Here is a 15,688-nt window from a genome sequence, read left to right as displayed (position 1 = left end):
TCACTGGGGGTCGGGGACGTCGGCGAACGTCGCCGGGCGCTCCAGCCAGTCCCAGCTCGACCGGGGCCACACGACCGCGAAGACCTTGCCGACGACGAGGTCGGTGTCCACGAACTCGCGCCCGGTCGTGCACGCGGTGTTGACCGCGGGGTCGCAGATGCGCGCCGCGGAGTCCTCGGACTGCGCGCGGTTGTCACCCATGACGAACATCTGGCCCTCCGGCACCTCGACCGTCTCCCAGTCGGCGGTGCAGCCGTTCACCTCGGGGCCGTTGCACTGCAGGCCGTCCGCCAGGTAGGGCTCGTCGAGGGGCTGGCCGTTGACCAGGATCCGACCCTGCTCGTCGCAGCACGAGACGACGTCCCCCTCGAGGCCGATCACGCGCTTCACGAGGTGGCCGCCCGTCGGGTAGAGGCCGATCTTCGACATGACCTGCGCGATCGGGTTGCTCGGGCCCTCCGCGGCGGCGGGGCCGAGCCACCCGCCCGGGTCCTCGAACACGACGACGTCGCCGCGCTCGGGGCCGTTGTCGCCCCAGTACGACGGCTTCTCGACAAGGATCCGGTCGTTGACCTGGAGGCCCGGCACCATCGACTCCGACGGGATGTAGAACGCCTGGAGGAAGAAGGCCTTGATGACGAAGGCCAGGGTCAGGGCCACCACGAGGAGGAGGATCGTCTCCTGCCACAGGGGCAGCTGCTTGCGCTTGCGTCGACGCCTCGCCCGGCCCGCCGGCGCGGCCTCGGTGGTGGTGCCGCCGGCCGTCTCCTCCGCGGCATCGTCGGAGAACGACGACGACCGCGGGTCCCCGTCCTCGTCGTGAGGGTGGGGGGACACGCGGTCGTCGGACGTCACGGGGACGAGACTAGCCACCCGCGCGGCACCCGGCTCGGGCGCCTCGCGGCAAGCCGGTTCAGCTGTCGCGACGCTCCTTGATCTTGGCGGCCTTGCCGCGGAGGTTGCGCAGGTAGTACAGCTTCGCGCGGCGCACGTCACCGCGGGTGACGACCTCGATCGTCTCGAAGATGGGCGAGTGCAGCGGGAAGGTGCGCTCGACACCGACGCCGAAGGAGACCTTGCGGACGGTGAAGGTGCGGCCGATGCCCGAGCCCTGCACGCGGATGACCACGCCCTGGAAGATCTGGACGCGGGAGCGGCTGCCCTCGACGACCTTCACGTGCACCTTGACGGTGTCGCCGGCGCGGAAGGCGGGGATGTCGCTGCGCTTGCTCGCCGCGGCGAGCTCGGTGATGACGTTGTTGCTCATGTGTGCTCCTCGCGAGTGCCACAGGTCAGCCGCGGTTCGATGGTGCGGATCCGATGAAGTCGCGCCGGCACGGCAGTTCCCCTGTGGCAGAGGCGTGCGTGGCGCGACTGGTGATGTTCGCACAGACGGCCCGCCCCGATCCAATCGGGGCGGGCCGCGTGCGGCTGGATCAGTTCAGGGCGTAGCCGTCACCGTGCAGCACGGTGTCGATGCCCGCGATCTCGTCCTCCTCCTTGGCGCGGAAGCCGATGGTCTTCTCGATGAGCAGACCGATCGCGCCGGCGACGACGAACGAGAAGGCGATGACCGTGAGGGACGACAGCAGCTGCGCCGCGAAGAGCTTCCACTCGCCGCCGAAGACCAGGCTGCCGCCGGTGAGCGCCTCGGAGCCGAAGACACCGACGTAGAGGCAGCCGATGAAGCCGGCCACGAGGTGGATGCCGACGACGTCGAGGGTGTCGTCGTAGCCGAGCTTGAACTTGAGGTCCACGGCGAAGGCGCAGATGGCACCGGAGACGAGGCCCAGGACGAGGGCCCACAGCGGGGTCACGAACGCACAGGCGGGGGTGATGGCCACGAGGCCGGTCACGATGCCGGACGCGGCGCCCACCGCGGTGGCCTTGCCGTCGCGGAGCTGCTCGATGACGATCCAGCCGATGAGGGCAGCCGCCGGGGCGACCAGCGTGTTGAAGAAGATGAGCGACGTCTGGCCCGCGTCGGCGCCGTAGACGCCGGTGTTGAAGCCGAACCAGCCGAACCACAGGATCGATGCACCGAGGAGCACGAGCGGCACGTTGTGGGGCACCGACTCCTCCTTCGTGAAGCCGACCTTGCGGCGGCCGAGCACGAGGGCGAGAGCGAGCGCCGCAGCACCGGAGGACTGGTGGATGACCGTGCCGCCGGCCCAGTCGAGGGCACCCTGGCCGAGGCCCCACACGTCGTTCGCGAGCCAGCCGTAGAACTCACCGTCGGCGTTGACGCCCCAGATCCAGCGGAACGTCGGGAAGACCACGAAGGTCGTGAAGAGGGCCGCGAAGAGCATCCAGGGCCAGAAGCGCGCCCGGTCGGCGACCGCACCCGAGACGAGGGCGACCGTGATGATGCAGAAGGCGACGAGGAACGCGTGGCCGCCGAAGAGGTTGCCGGCCTCACCGCTGCCGGCACCCGTCACGAGGTCCGACATCGCGAAGTCTTCGAAGGGGTTGCCGAACAGCTTGCTGCCGCCGTCGGTGCCGTTGCCCGCGATCCCGGTGCCGCCGATGAGCACGTAGAGGATGGTGACGACCGCGATGGAGCCGAAGCTCAGCATCATCATCGACACCACGGACTTGGACTTCACCAGGCCGCCGTAGAAGAACGCCAGGCCCGGGGTCATGAAGATCACGAGAGCAGCGCACAACAGCTGCCACGAAAGATCGGTATCCATTGCCAACCTCTTTGCTTGTCTCGGAGGGAGCCGTGCGACCGCTCCGTCGCCAGTCACCACGTCGGCGGGAATGTTTCCGACGCCGTGTTGCGGGGGGCGCGCCGAGTTGTTTCGACCGCGTAACACCCTTCGAGGCTGTGTGACGCTCAGGTCACAGGCGCGTCATCGGAGCCTCAGATGTGGCTCACACGACACTCAGGAAGCCCTCAGGCTCCGTCGCGCCCGCCGAGCAGGTCCGGCCGCCGCTCGGCCGTGCGGCGCAGCGACTCCTCGCGGCGCCAGCGCGCGACCGCTCCGTGGTCGCCGCTGAGCAGCACCGGGGGCACGTCGCGTCCGCGCCACGACGCGGGCTTGGTGTAGACGGGGTACTCCAGCAGCCCGTCCTCGTGCGACTCCTCCACGAGGGACTCGGGGTTGCCCATGAACCCGGGCAGCAGCCGCACGACGGCCTCGACGATCGCCAGCACGGCGACCTCGCCACCGTTGAGCACGTAGTCGCCGATCGACACCTCGCGCACCTCGGCGCCCGCCTCCGCGGCGTGCTCCACCACGCGGGCGTCGATCCCCTCGTAGCGCCCGCACGCGAACACGAGCCGCTCGCGCGTGCTCAGCTCGCGCGCCGTCGCCTGGCGGAACACCTCGCCCGACGGGGTCGGTACGACGAGCGTGGCGCCCGCGATGTCGAGGGCGTCCAGCGCCTCGCCCCAGGGCTCCGGCTTCATGACCATGCCGGCTCCCCCGCCGTACGGGGTGTCGTCCACGGTGCGGTGCCGGTCGTGGGCGTGGTCCCGCAGGTCGTGCACCCGCAGGTCGAGCAGGCCGGAGCGCTGCGCCTTGCCGGGGAGGGAGAGGTCGAGCGCCCGCAGGTACTCGGGGAAGATCGTGACGACGTCGACGCGCACGCCTCAGGCCCCGGCCTCGCCGGCGCCGCTGGCCCCGTCGGTCTCCTCGGGGTACGGCGCGACGAGCCCCGGCCGGTCGGCGACGACCACGTGGCCGGCCGCGAGGTCCACGGTCGGGACCAGCGCGACGACGAAGGGGACGAGCGTGTCGCGGCCGTCAGGGGTGCGGACGCCGAGCAGGTCCTGGGCCGCACCGTGCAGCACCTGGGTGACCTCGCCGATCACCTGGCCCTCGAGGTCGTGCACGGCCAGGCCCACGAGCTGGTGGTCGTAGAACTCCTCGGGATCGTCCGGGGTCTCCCCCGCCTCGATGGTGGCGTGGAGCATCAGCCCCCGGAGCGCCTCGGCCTCGTCGCGCGAGGCCACGTCCTCGAAGCGCACCAGCAGCACGCCCTGGTGCCACCGGGCCGACTCGATCCCGATGCTGGTGCGCGACGTCGTCACGTCGCGCGGAGCCGTCACCCGCAGCCGGTTCCCCGGCGCGAACCGCCGCTCCGGCTCGTCCGTGCGTACGTCGACGGTGACGTCCCCCCGGATGCCGTGCGGCTTCCCGATGCGACCCACGAGGACCTCGATGCTGCTGCTCACGGGACCGGATCCTACGTGTCGGCGAGGCCGGGAAATGACGGACGGGCGCCACCCCCGAGGGGGTGACGCCCGTCCGGCGAGCGGTCTGCGTCAGCGACGGCGGTCGACGTCGACGAAGTCGACCCGAGCGCCGCTCCGACCGGCGAGCGCACCGATCACGGTGCGGAACGCCGTGGCGGTGCGACCGTTGCGGCCGATCACCTTGCCGAGGTCGTCGGGGTGCACCCGGACCTCGAGCACGGAGCCGCGTCGCAGCTCCTTGTCCCGCACGGTCACGTCGTCGGGGTGGGCGACCACCCCGCGGACCAGGTGCTCGAGCGCGTCGGCCAGCACGGTGCTCAGGCCTCGGTGCTCTCGGCGGGCGCCTCGTCGGCCGCGGGCTCCTCGGCCTTCGCCTCGTCAGCCTTCGGCTCGTCCTTCTTCGCCTTCTTCGTCACGGCGGCACCCTTGGGCTCGTTCTGAGCCTCCTTGAGCGCGGCGTTGAAGATCTCGAGCTTGTCGGGCTTCGGAGCCGCCGTCTTCAGCGTGCCCTCCGTGCCCGGCAGGCCCTTGAACGTCTGCCAGTCACCGGTGATCTTGAGGATGGCCTCGACCGCCTCGGTCGGCTGCGCGCCGACACCGAGCCAGTGCTGAGCCCGCTCGGACTTGACCTCGATGAACGAGGGCTCCTCCTTGGGGTGGTACTTGCCGATCTCCTCGATCACCTTGCCGTCGCGCTTCTTGCGCGAGTCGACGATGACGATGCGGTACTGCGGCACCCGGATCTTGCCCAGGCGCTTCAAACGGATCTTGACGGCCACGGTGGGTGGTGTCTCCTCGAACGTTGCGGGTTGATGAGGGACGTCGCGACGGCGTGGGGCACCGGCTCCGGACCTCGAAGGGCGAGCGGCTCACGGATGAGAGGGTCCGCGGGTCGCACGACTCAGCCGGTCATTCTGCCAGAGCGCGCACGTCGCGGCGAATCGGGTCCACCCGCGTCGTACGCGCCCCGGCAGCGCCGGACCTCAGCTGACGCCGGCGTCGTCCAGCAGCGCGTCGCGACGGGCGCGGCGCGCCCGCTGCTCCACCGGGTCGGGCACGGGCACCGCGGCGACGAGGCGCTGGGTGTACGGGTCCTTCGGGTGGTTGATGACCTGCGCGCTGGGGCCGATCTCGACCAGCTTGCCGTGGTGCATCACCGCGATCCGGGACGCCAGCATCTCGACGACGGCGAGGTCGTGGCTGATGAAGAGGCACCCGAACCCGTGCTGCGCCTGCAGCTCGGAGAAGAGGTCGAGCACACGGGCCTGGACCGAGACGTCGAGGGCCGACGTCGGCTCGTCGGCGACGAGCAGCCGCGGCTCGAGCGCCAGGGCCCGGGCGATGCCGACGCGCTGCCGCTGACCGCCGGACAGCTCGTGCGGGTAGCGGTTGCGCATGGCGCGCGGCAGGTGCACCTGGTCGAGCAGGGTCTCGACGCGCTGGCTCAGCTCCTTGCCCTTCACCCCGGTGTGGAGGTGCAGCGGCTCGCCGATCGACTCGCCCACGGGGATGCGGGGGTTGAGGGAGGACCCCGGGTCCTGGAAGACGATGCCCACCCGGCGACGCAGGTCGCGCAGCGTGCGCCGGTTGGCGTCCGCCATGTCGACGCCGTCGACCATCAGGCGTCCGCCGGCGACGGGCAGCAGGCCGACGACCGCGCGCCCGATGGTGGTCTTGCCGGAGCCCGACTCCCCCACCAGGCCGACGACCTCGCCCTCGCCGATCTCGAGGCTGACCTCGTCGACCGCGCGGAAGACCGGCTGCGATCCCCGCTTGGGGTACTCGAGCACGAGGTCCTCGATGACCAGCACCGGCTCCCGCTTCTCGGTGGGCACGGGGTCCGGCCGCGTCGTGGCACCGTCACGGGCCTGGGTGCGGGTGGCCTGGCCGAAGTGGGGCACCGCGGCCAGCAGCTGCTGGGTGTAGGGGTGCTGCGGGCGGGCGAAGACGTCGGCGGTCGTGCCGGTCTCGACGATGCGTCCGTCCTTCATGACGACCATGCGGTCCGCCATGTCCGCCACCACGCCCATGTCGTGGGTGATGAGCACGATGCCCGAGTCGATGCGGTCCTTGAGGTCCGCGATGAGCTTGAGGATCTCGGCCTGCACCGTGACGTCCAGCGCCGTCGTCGGCTCGTCCGCGATGAGCAGCGTCGGGTCGCAGGCCAGCGCCTGGGCGATCATCGCGCGCTGCCGCTGGCCGCCCGAGAGCTGGTGGGGGGAAGGAGTTGAAGCGTCGCTCCGGCTCCGGGATCTCGACGAGCCGCAGCAGCTCGAGCGCCCGCTCCTTCGCCGCCGACGGCGACATCGGGAGGTGGGTACGCAGGGCCTCCACCACCTGGGCGCCGATCGGGTAGACCGGGTTGAGCGCCGTCATCGGCTCCTGGAAGATCACGGCGATCTCCTTGCCGCGCAGCCGACGCTGGGCGGCGCCCCGGAGCCCGAGCACCTCGGCACCCTTCAGCTTGGCGCTGCCCGTCGCCCGGCCGTTCGGCGGCAGGAGGCCGAGCAGCGACATCGACGACTGGGTCTTGCCGGAGCCGGACTCGCCGACGATCGCCAGCACCTCGCCCGCGCGCACCTGGTAGGACACGTCGAGCGCGGCCGGCACCCACTCGTCGTCGACGAAGAAGTGGACGCTGAGGTCCTCCACGTCCAGCACGACGGGCTTGGCCGCGGCGTCGTCCGACGCCGGCTTGGTCAGCGACGGGCCCTCGGGGGTGGTGGTCACAGCTCACCTTCCTGGATGGATGCCCGGGGCGACCCCGGGGTGCTGCTCTGCTGGTCTGCGTGTCGCTCTGGGAGGCTGGCCCCATGGCCACCCCGTACGTCCAGACCTACCGATCCGCGGTCGCACGCCGTCTGGCGGTCGCCCTCATGGGCGGCGCCGGCGTGGTGCTCGTCGGCCTGGCGGTCGGCGGTGACGTCGAGCTGCTCCTGCGTTGGGGCGGCGCCGTGCTGCTGGTCGGCGCGATCGGCTGGGTCGTCTACTGGCGCCCCGCCCTCCACCTCACCGACGACGGCCTGCAGGTCGTCAACCCCTTCCGCACCGTCGAGGTGCCGTGGGGTGCGCTGGTGGAGGTCGACGGCCGGTACGGCGTGCGTCTGGTGCTCCTCGACGACAGCTCCGTCGACGCCTGGGCCTGTCCCCCACCGCTCGGCATGGACCGGGCGAAGGGGAAGGAGTCCGAGGCGGCCGGAGCGGTGCGCGATCGCTGGCGCCGCGAGGAGGCCACCGGTCGCGCCGGCGGTCCCGAGGCCACGCGGTCCGTGGTGCGCCCCGACCCCGCCGCCGTCACGACGCTCGCGCTCCTGGCGCTGGCCGCGGTGGTGACGCCCTTCCTGGTCTGAGGCCCGGTGGCGGCACGAGGTCACGCGGAGCCGCCCGGCTCGTCGTCCCGACGGTCCGTCTCCCGCGCCCTCTTCTCGACGTCGACGCCCGCGACGTCGACGCCCGCGACGTCGGCGCCCGTCGGCAGCGCCGGGGTGGCCGCCACGAGGCTCTCCTGCTGGGCCAGGCGCGCCCGGTTCATCGCGCGGACGGACGGGATCTTGCGCTGGCGCGGGTCGAACGCGTCGCGGAGGCCGTCGCCGATGAAGTTCACGCACAGGGCGATCACGATGATGAAGGCACCCGGCCACCAGAACAGCCAGGGCCGCGTCTGGAAGTAGGACTGGTAGTCCGAGACCATCTTGCCGAGGGAGATGTCGGGCGCCTTGACGCCGAACCCCAGGTAGCTGAGGGAGGCCTCGAGGAGCACCGCCGCCGACATGAGCAACGTCGTGTTGACGATGATCGGGCCCATCGCGTTGGGCAGCATGTGCTTGAGGATGATGCGGGTGTCGCCGGCCCCGGCGACGCGGGCGGCGTCCACGAACTCGCGTTCGCGCAGCGACAGGAACTCCGCCCGGACGAGACGGGCGAGCGTCGTCCACACGACGAGACCCAGCACGAGGGCCAGCACGTAGACACCCGCTCCACCTGCCATCTTGCCGAGCACCGCGCCGATGACGATGAGCGGGAAGGTGATGACGAGGTCGGTGAAGCGCATGAGGACCTGGTCGGTCGCACCGCGGTAGTAGCCCGCGAGCGCACCGACCGCGATGCCCATGACCGCGGCCACGATGCCCATGATGACCATCACGATGAGCGAGGTCTGGGCGCCCAGCATCGTGCGGGCGAAGATGTCGCGCCCGAGGTTGTCCCGGCCGAACGGCGCGTCGCCCCAGGCCAGCCCGCTGCCCCCGAGCCAGGAGGGCAGGCCGAGGGTCGGACCACCGCGGTCGTTGACCGCGTCGAACTCCGCCGGGCGGTCGCCCGGTGCGTACTTCCACCAGCCGGGGATGTTGCCGACGCCGATGGAGCTGAAGGCAAGGATCGCGACGAGCGCGAGCACCACCATGCCGACGAGGGCGCCGCGGTGCGTGAGGAAGCGCCGCAGGACGATACGGCCCTGCGAGAGGCCCGCGACGTCGCGGTTCTCGATGCCGTTCTCGTGCGGCTCGTCCGGCGTGGGGGCCGGAGGCGGGGTCGTCATGGTCATGCGAGTGGTCCTCCGTGCAGAGGTCGGCAGGGGGCGGTCACGGGACCCGGACGGGTCGGGGTCGACGCACTCATGCGTTCACCCGGATCCGGGGGTCGAGCACCGCGTAGACGAGGTCGGCGACGAAGTTCGCCACGACGGCCAGGATCGCGACCACGAGCAGGTAGGCCATGATCGGGTCGATCACGTTCTTGCCCAGGGAGTCCACGAACAGGAAGCCCATGCCGCGCCAGCCGAAGATGCGCTCCGTGATCACCGCGCCGCCGATGAGCGTGATGATGTCGACCGGCACGATCGAGGCGAGCGGGATCAGCGCGTTGCGGAACGCGTGCCGCATGATCACCGTCCGCTCGGTGAGGCCCTTGGCCCGCGCCGTGCGGATGTAGTCCTGGTTGAGCACCTCGAGGGTGCTGGCCCGGGCGTACCGCGTGTAGGCCGCGAACGAGATGAGCGTCAGGGTCAGGGTCGGCAGCAGCAGGTGGCCGAACAGGTCGAGCGTCTGCATCCAGAAGTTGCCGTCGAAGTTCGGCGTGCGGCGACCCGACGTCGAGATGGGACGCCCGCCGATGCGCACGTGGTTGACGTAGACGTCCCACGTCGAGAACAGGCGGTCGATGAAGAGCAGGAACGCCACGGGCAGCGCGGTGAGTGCCGCGGTGCGCACGACGGTGCTGCGGTCGGGCCCGCCCCACAGGAAGCCGACGAGGCCGCCGACCACCACCGCGAGCAGGCCCATGCCGATGACGATCGGCCAGCTGGCGCCCGCGTAGTACCAGAAGAAGCGCATCGGCTGATAGAGCGCGATGCCCAGCCCGGCGACGGTCAGGGCGGCGTAGAGCGAGCGCCGGTCGCCGAGACCGGTCGAGAGGATCGTGACGCAGAGCGCCGCACCGATCGACAGCACGGCGACGCCGACGATGCCGAGGGTCGGGTTCGAGATGAAGTCGGTGAGCTCGACGTAGAGGAGGACGGCGAGCGTCGCGCCGCCGGCGATGGCGAAGTTGCGGAGCCGGTTCGTCGCGGTGCCCCCGAGCGCGGCCATGAGCGTGACGCCTGCGAGGAGCACGCACACCACGTAGAACCACCACGCGATGGACGGATCCGCGAGGAAGTCGTTGAAGCCGATGGCCAGGAACTGCTTGAGGAGCACCGCCACCCAGAAGGTGGGCAGCGAGTAGAGCAGGAACGACACGAAGGTGATCGAGTAGTCGAAGCCCGAGTACTGCCGCAGCGCGCTCACGATGCCGACGAAGACACCGATGAGGATGGCGAGCACCGTCGCCAGCGAGACCAGCTGCAACGTCGTGAGGATCGCGCCGCTGAGCAGGTCGCTGACCTGCTGGTTGGTCTGCCAGTTGGAGCCCAGGTCGCACTGGCCGACGACGCAGCCCGCGGCGCCGCCCAGCCAGTCGAAGTAGCGGTGGAACACGGACTCGTCGAGCTGCAGCAGCTGGCGCCGCTGCTCGATGAGCTGTTCCTTGTTCTGGGCGGTGCTCGTGCGGAGATCGGCCAGCGGGTCGATCGCGATGCTGACGAGGACGTACATCACGAACGTCGAGACCAGCACGACGAGGCTCGAGGTGAGCAGTCGTCGGACGAAGAACATGACCATCGGTGTGCCAGGACCTTCGGGGTGAGGGGGGCCGTCGGTTTCGACCCCGCAGGGGTGGACGGTCGCGAGCAGGGGCCGCCGGCCGGGCGACGGCCGACGGCCCCTGACTCACGGGTGGAGGCGGAGGATCACTCCGTCTCGGGACCCGTCCAGTTCCAGTAGCCGTAGAAGATCGTCGGGTTCAGCGGCGCCGAGGTGACGTTGCCGATGACGTTCTTGTTGTAGGCCTCGACCGACGGGAACTGGAAGACGGTCGAACCGATCGCGTCCTCCGTGAGGATGGCGTCGATCTGGCCCTGGATGTCCTCCTGCTCGCCCTCGTCCGTGGTGACGGCCAGCTCGTCGAACAGGTCGTCGACCTCGGGGTTGCTGTAGCCGATGAGGTTGTTCAGGCCGCCCGTGTAGAACGTCGCCTGCGACTCCGTCACCGCGGTGGACGTGGACTGCCAGCCGAAGGAGACGGCGTCGTACGTGCCGGAGCCCAGGTCCTCGCCCCACGTGCCGCGACGGTCGGCGATCAGGTTGAAGCCCGCGTCGGCCAGCTTCGGCTGGACGATGTCGAACTGGTCCGAACGGCGCTGGTTGTCCGCGGGGATCAGGAAGCGGACGTCGATCGGGCCCTCCACCCCGGCCTCGGCCAAGATCTGCGCAGCCGCCTCGCTGTCGCCGTCGCCGTACGCCTCCTCCATGCCGCTGGCCTCGGAGACCGCCTCGTAGGACGGGGAACCCGGGGTGACGAGGAACGAGTTGCGGACCTCGGCGTCGGGGTTGATCGGCTTGATGAGCGTGTCGACGATGTCCTGGCGCGGGTAGGCCGTGAGGAATGCCTGACGCACCTGGCGCGCCGTCTCGGCGTCGCCGCCGTAGGTGGCCGGGTCGAACGGGCCACCGTTGTCCATCACGAGGTCGACGTGCTCGTAGGTGCCCTCGACGCCGGTGTCGACCTCCGCCTGGTCGACGGCCTCCAGGGCCTCGAGCACGTCGGTCGTGGCCTGCGGGCCGAAGAGGTCGAGCTCACCGTTCTGGAGCTGCTGGACCTGCGCGAGCGGGTCGTCGCTGTAGGTGACCGTGACCTCGTTGATGGAGGCCGGCAGCTCGCCCGTGTAGTCGGGGTTCGCCGTGAGCGTCAGGTACTCGCCCTCGACGTAGTCCGTCAGCTCGTAGGCACCGCTCGAGAGGTGGAGCAGCTCGTCGTCGGGAAGCGCCGTGAAGTCGTAGCCCGTGTTCCAGAACTCGGCGAGCGACGACAGCGCCGCCTTGTCGTTGCTCTGGACCGCGTCGACGAGCGCGTCCTTCGCCGCCTGCGGGTCGTCGATGCCGAGGGCCTTCATCGCAGTGACGTGGGCCGGGACGCCGAAGTCGAGCGCCACCTCCCAGTCGGCGAAGGGCTCGGAGTAGACCAGCGTCAGCGTCTTGTTGTCGTTGCTGAGCTCGGGGAGCTCGGTCACGAGGGGCAGACCGGGCGAGGACGAGTTGAAGTAGACCTCGCCGCCCAGGTTGCCGACGTCGTCGGAGGCGTCGATGGTGTTGAGGTTGCCGCTCGTACCCACGAACTGCAGCAGGAGGTCCGTGGCGTCGATCGGCGTGCCGTCGGACCACGCCGCGTCGTCGGCAACCGTGTACTCGACCGTCAGCGGGTCGTCGCTCGTCTTCTCGAACGTGCCCAGGGACTCGTCGCGGACGAGGGCTTGGTTCTCGTCGTAGTAGAAGAGGTTGCCGCGCAGCATGTAGTTGATGATCGAGTTCGCGGTGGCGTTGCCGTCCGACGTGTCGTCGTTGTACGAGTAGTACGGCTGGTTCCACCCGATGGTGATCGCGTCCGGCGCCTCGCCCGCGGCGGCCCGGTCGGAGTCCTCCCGGGCCCGCTCCTCGCTCTCGTCCTCCGGTGCCGAGCACGCGGTCAACGCCATGGTGACCGCGATCGCGGCCACGGTGAATCCCCTGAGTCTCACAGGTCCTCCCGCTCTTTCCGTCTCACCGGTGCACCCCACACCCCTCGGGTGGGACCGAGTGGCACCGCGGCGTGAAGTTAGCGTGCGGGTCGAGCCCACGAACAGAGAGCGGCAGCGTCTAGACCTCTATCGTTACGCAAGCGAGACTTGCGGTGTCCTCCCCGTTCAGCCGCAAGGACCCGCCTCCACGCCGCACTCGCCGCAAGATCTTCGCCCTCGCGCCGACCTGTCGGACCGATCTGCGGCGGAGTGGTCGCGTCAGCGGACGCCCGCCACCACCCGGCCACGCAGCACGACGGCGCGGGGAGCGAAGAGGGTCGAGAGATCGCGCAGCGGGTCGGCTGCCGTGACCACGAAGTCGGCCGGCGCGCCCTCGGCCAGGGTGGCGTTCCACCCCAGCCAGGCACGCGCTCGCCACGACGCGGCTCCGAGCGCGTCGTACGCCGGCAGGCCGAGCGCAGCGAGCGCGACCACCTCCCCCACGAGGTTGCCGTGACGGGCGACCCCACCGCCGTCGGACCCGGCGTAGAGCGGTACGCCGGCCTCGAAGGCGCCCATGAGCGTGGCGCGGCGGCGCACGTGCAGGTCGGTCATCGTGGCGGCGTACGCGGGGAAGCGAGCCGCCCCGCCGCGGGCGTGCTCCGGGAACTTGTCGAGCTGCATGACCGTCGGCACCAGTGCCGTGCCGGCCGCGACCATCCGCTCCACGAGCTCCGGCGTCAGCCCCGTGCCGTGCTCGATGCAGTCGATGCCCGCGTCGAGGAGCCCGGCGAGCACGTCGTGGCCGAAGCAGTGGGCCGTGACCTTGGCGCCCTGCTCGTGGGCGGCGGCGATCGCCGCGGCGAAGGACGGCGCGTCGAAGGACGGCGCGAGGTCGCCCGTCTCCCGGTCGATCCAGTCCCCCACGAGCTTGACCCAGCCGTCGCCGCGCCGCGCCTCGTCGGCGACCCGGGCCGCCAGGTCCTCCGGCTCCACCTCGTGGGCGTAGCCCCGGATGTAGCGCTTGGTGCGCGCGACGTGCCGCCCGGCCCGGACCAGCCGCGGCAGGTCCTCGCGCTCGTGCATCCACGCGGTGTCGAGGGCGGAGCCGCAGTCGCGGATGAGCAGCGCACCCCCGTCGCGGTCCGCGATCGCCTGCGCCTCGGCCTCGGCGTCCGAGACCGGACCGTGGTCGTCGAGCCCGATGTGGCAGTGGGCGTCGACGAGACCGGGCACGATCCAGCCCTCGGCCGCGACCTCCGCGCCAGGCTGGGGCTCGTAGGTCACGTGCCCGTCGACGACGTAGAGGTCGGCGACCTCACCGTCGGGCAGGACCGGTCCGGAGAAGCGCAGCGCCGTCATGCGCCGGACGTTACAGGCGGTCGAGCAGCCAGGTCGGGCCGACCGCGAGCGCACCCAGGTGGGTCACCCGCGCCTGCAGTGCCCGGTCCCCCGTGACCACCGTGGTGCGAGCCCCGTCGGCCACGGCCGCCTCGGTGCGCGCGACGATCTCGGAGTCGCCGTCCCGCGGCGCGTGGACGACGAGCACGTCGCCGTCCCTGCCGGCGCGGACGCCGCCCTTCGCGCCACCCTCGAGCACGAGGACGACCCGGTCGGTGTCGAGGTCGGCCACGAGCAGCCCCTCGTGGAGCCGCCGGGCCGCCCCGGCGCGGTCCTTCCACCACCCGTCGGGACGCGCGCCCACCACGTTGGCACCGTCGACGACGAGCACCCTCACGCCGGGCCCTCGCCCCGAGAGCTCACTTGAGGAACTTGGAGAAGTCCGAGGGCAGGTCGAGCGCCGCGGCGGCCTTCTCGTAGTCCACCGGCTCGTCGTTGCCGCCGAACGGGTTGCCGCCCCCGGCGGCGGCCTTGTCCTTGGACGCCCGCTCCTGCTGCGCGGCCTTCGCGGGGTTGCCCGAGACGCGGCGCCCCTTGCCCTTCTTCGGCTGCTGCTTGGCCTTCGCCTTCTTGCCGCCCCCGCCCGGCATCCCGGGCATGCCCGGCATCCCCGGCATGCCGCCGCCCCGGGCCATCTGCTGCATCATCTTGCGCGCCTCGAAGAAGCGGTCGACGAGCTGGTTGACGTCGGAGACCTGGCGGCCGGAACCCTTGGCGATGCGGGCGCGGCGCGAACCGTCGATGAGCTTCGGGTTGGCGCGCTCGGCCGGCGTCATCGACTGGATGATCGCCTGGATCCGGTCGATCTCGCGCTCGTCGAAGTTCTCGAGCTGCTCGCGGAACTGCCCCATCCCGGGCAGCATCCCCATGATCTTCGACAGCGAGCCGAGCTTGCGCACCTGCTGCATCTGCTCGAGGAAGTCGTCGAGGGTGAAGTCGCCGTCGCCGCGCCCCGCGAGCTTGTCGGCCGCCTTCATCGCCTGCTCGGCGTCGAAGGTGCGCTCCGCCTGCTCGATCAGGCTCATCATGTCGCCCATGTCGAGGATGCGGGACGCCATGCGGTCGGGGTGGAAGAGGTCGAAGTCGGTCAGCTTCTCGCCGTTGGAGGCGAACATGACCGGCTTGCCCGTGATCGAGGCGATCGAGAGGGCGGCGCCACCACGCGCGTCGCCGTCGAGCTTCGTGAGGACGACGCCGTCGTAGCCGACGCCGTCGAGGAAGGCCTGCGCGGTCGAGACCGCGTCCTGGCCGATCATGGCGTCGACGACGAAGAGGACCTCGTCGGGCTGCACGGCGTCACGGATGTCAGCGGCCTGCTGCATCAGCTCGGCGTCGACGCCGAGACGGCCGGCCGTGTCGACGATGACCACGTCGTGCAGGCGACGCTTGGCCTCCTCGATCGACGCCCGCGCCACCGAGACCGGGTCGCCGACGCCGTTGCCCGGCTCGGGCGCGTAGACCGGGACGCCGACGCGCTCGCCGTTGACCCGGAGCTGGTTGACCGCGTTGGGGCGCTGGAGGTCGCAGGCGACGAGGATCGGGGTCTTGCCCTGGTCCTTCAGCCACAGCGCCAGCTTCGCGGCCAGCGTCGTCTTGCCGGCGCCCTGGAGGCCGGCCAGCATGATGACCGTCGGGCCGTTCTTGGCGTACCGCAGCCGCCGGGTCTCGCCGCCGAGGATCGCGACGAGCTCCTCGTTGACGATCTTGACGATCTGCTGCGCCGGGTTGAGCGCCTTCGAGACCTCCTCGCCGCGCGCCCGCTCCTTGACCGCGCCGACGAACTGCTTGACGACGGGCAGGGCGACGTCCGCCTCCAGCAGCGCGATGCGGATCTCGCGCGCGGTGGCGTCGATGTCGGCCTCGGAGAGCCTGCCCTTGCCGCGCAGGTTCTTGAAGGTGTCCGACAGGCGGTCGGAGAGTGTGGCGAACAACGAATCGTTCCTCAGGCTCGTGCGGACGGTGCGCGGCCCGACGCCGCGACGTCCCAGGGTAACCGG

At 70.9% G+C, this 15,688-nt stretch carries 15 protein-coding genes and 1 pseudogene; 1 reads left to right on the top strand and 15 read right to left on the bottom strand.

The genetic code is table 11. From position 1 onward, the window contains the following. From lepB to G3T38_RS22370, 9 genes and pseudogenes are all read right to left on the bottom strand, one after another. The gene (lepB, locus tag G3T38_RS17560; RefSeq protein ID WP_338037741.1) at positions 1–855 is read right to left on the bottom strand and encodes a signal peptidase I; all 855 of its coding nucleotides are present in this window, start codon (positions 853–855) and stop codon (positions 1–3) included. Between the two features lie 58 nt (positions 856–913). Next, the gene (gene rplS / locus G3T38_RS17555) at positions 914–1,267 is read right to left on the bottom strand and encodes a 50S ribosomal protein L19 (RefSeq protein WP_163773688.1); all 354 of its coding nucleotides are present in this window, start codon (positions 1,265–1,267) and stop codon (positions 914–916) included. A gap of 169 nt (positions 1,268–1,436) precedes the next feature. Then, a complete protein-coding gene (locus G3T38_RS17550; protein ID WP_163773685.1) occupies positions 1,437–2,693 on the bottom strand; it encodes an ammonium transporter in 1,257 nt (418 codons plus the stop codon). Between the two features lie 206 nt (positions 2,694–2,899). After that, positions 2,900–3,595 carry a tRNA (guanosine(37)-N1)-methyltransferase TrmD gene (gene trmD / locus G3T38_RS17545; RefSeq protein WP_163773683.1) on the bottom strand — a complete coding sequence of 232 codons (696 nt, stop codon included), beginning with the start codon at positions 3,593–3,595 and terminating at the stop codon, positions 2,900–2,902. A gap of 3 nt (positions 3,596–3,598) precedes the next feature. After that, a complete protein-coding gene (rimM, locus tag G3T38_RS17540; protein ID WP_338037740.1) occupies positions 3,599–4,183 on the bottom strand; it encodes a ribosome maturation factor RimM in 585 nt (194 codons plus the stop codon). A 90-nt stretch (positions 4,184–4,273) separates the two neighbouring features. Next, positions 4,274–4,516, bottom strand: a complete 243-nt coding sequence (locus tag G3T38_RS17535) for an RNA-binding protein (protein WP_163773681.1) — start codon at positions 4,514–4,516, stop codon at positions 4,274–4,276. 5 nt (positions 4,517–4,521) lie between these two features. Next, a complete protein-coding gene (rpsP, locus tag G3T38_RS17530) occupies positions 4,522–4,983 on the bottom strand; it encodes a 30S ribosomal protein S16 (RefSeq protein ID WP_163773680.1) in 462 nt (153 codons plus the stop codon). A 204-nt stretch (positions 4,984–5,187) separates the two neighbouring features. Next, positions 5,188–6,387 carry an ATP-binding cassette domain-containing protein gene (locus tag G3T38_RS17525; protein WP_241729024.1) on the bottom strand — a complete coding sequence of 400 codons (1,200 nt, stop codon included), beginning with the start codon at positions 6,385–6,387 and terminating at the stop codon, positions 5,188–5,190. A 121-nt stretch (positions 6,388–6,508) separates the two neighbouring features. Further along, a pseudogene (locus G3T38_RS22370) lies at positions 6,509–6,769 on the bottom strand (ATP-binding cassette domain-containing protein); the annotation flags it as partial. Between the two features lie 248 nt (positions 6,770–7,017). Between G3T38_RS22370 and G3T38_RS17520 the strand changes: the two are divergent. Further along, on the top strand, positions 7,018–7,554 hold the full coding sequence (locus G3T38_RS17520) for a PH domain-containing protein (RefSeq protein ID WP_163773678.1): 537 nt from the start codon (positions 7,018–7,020) through the stop codon (positions 7,552–7,554). 20 nt (positions 7,555–7,574) lie between these two features. Here G3T38_RS17520 and G3T38_RS17515 read toward each other — a convergent pair whose 3' ends face one another. The 6 genes from G3T38_RS17515 to ffh all read right to left on the bottom strand — a co-directional run bounded on the left by G3T38_RS17515 (position 7,575) and on the right by ffh (position 15,622). Beyond that, positions 7,575–8,747, bottom strand: a complete 1,173-nt coding sequence (locus tag G3T38_RS17515; protein WP_206675917.1) for an ABC transporter permease — start codon at positions 8,745–8,747, stop codon at positions 7,575–7,577. Positions 8,748–8,817: 70 nt separating this feature from the next. Beyond that, complete coding sequence (locus tag G3T38_RS17510; RefSeq protein WP_206675916.1) at positions 8,818–10,353, bottom strand: ABC transporter permease; 1,536 nt, start codon at positions 10,351–10,353, stop codon at positions 8,818–8,820. Positions 10,354–10,487: 134 nt separating this feature from the next. Next, a complete protein-coding gene (locus tag G3T38_RS17505; RefSeq protein WP_206675915.1) occupies positions 10,488–12,290 on the bottom strand; it encodes an ABC transporter substrate-binding protein in 1,803 nt (600 codons plus the stop codon). A 279-nt stretch (positions 12,291–12,569) separates the two neighbouring features. Further along, complete coding sequence (locus G3T38_RS17500; RefSeq protein WP_163773672.1) at positions 12,570–13,652, bottom strand: amidohydrolase family protein; 1,083 nt, start codon at positions 13,650–13,652, stop codon at positions 12,570–12,572. A gap of 10 nt (positions 13,653–13,662) precedes the next feature. Then, positions 13,663–14,028: a PIN domain-containing protein gene (locus tag G3T38_RS17495; RefSeq protein WP_163773670.1), complete on the bottom strand. Its 366-nt coding sequence runs from the start codon at positions 14,026–14,028 to the stop codon at positions 13,663–13,665. A gap of 22 nt (positions 14,029–14,050) precedes the next feature. Then, positions 14,051–15,622 carry a signal recognition particle protein gene (gene ffh, locus G3T38_RS17490; protein WP_163773668.1) on the bottom strand — a complete coding sequence of 524 codons (1,572 nt, stop codon included), beginning with the start codon at positions 15,620–15,622 and terminating at the stop codon, positions 14,051–14,053. Positions 15,623–15,688: the final 66 nt, after the last annotated feature.

This window comes from Nocardioides zeae, from assembly GCF_010686755.1.
GTDB classification, from domain to species: domain Bacteria; phylum Actinomycetota; class Actinomycetes; order Propionibacteriales; family Nocardioidaceae; genus Nocardioides; species Nocardioides zeae.
The sequence above is the reverse complement of the archived record's forward strand: the minus strand, read 5'-3'. Positions and strand labels throughout refer to the sequence as shown.

Bases quoted from the DNA above. Each gene is read 5' to 3' on its own strand.
- rplS (WP_163773688.1), bottom strand. From the start codon at position 1,267: ATGAGCAACAACGTCATCACCGAGCTCGCCGCGGCGAGCAAGCGCAGC.
- G3T38_RS17550 (WP_163773685.1), bottom strand. From the start codon at position 2,693: ATGGATACCGATCTTTCGTGGCAGCTGTTGTGCGCTGCTCTCGTGATC.
- G3T38_RS17525 (WP_241729024.1), bottom strand. From the start codon at position 6,387: ATGATCGCCCAGGCGCTGGCCTGCGACCCGACGCTGCTCATCGCGGAC.
- G3T38_RS17520 (WP_163773678.1), top strand. From the start codon at position 7,018: ATGGCCACCCCGTACGTCCAGACCTACCGATCCGCGGTCGCACGCCGT.
- G3T38_RS17515 (WP_206675917.1), bottom strand. From the start codon at position 8,747: ATGACCATGACGACCCCGCCTCCGGCCCCCACGCCGGACGAGCCGCAC.
- G3T38_RS17510 (WP_206675916.1), bottom strand. From the start codon at position 10,353: ATGTTCTTCGTCCGACGACTGCTCACCTCGAGCCTCGTCGTGCTGGTC.
- G3T38_RS17500 (WP_163773672.1), bottom strand. From the start codon at position 13,652: ATGACGGCGCTGCGCTTCTCCGGACCGGTCCTGCCCGACGGTGAGGTC.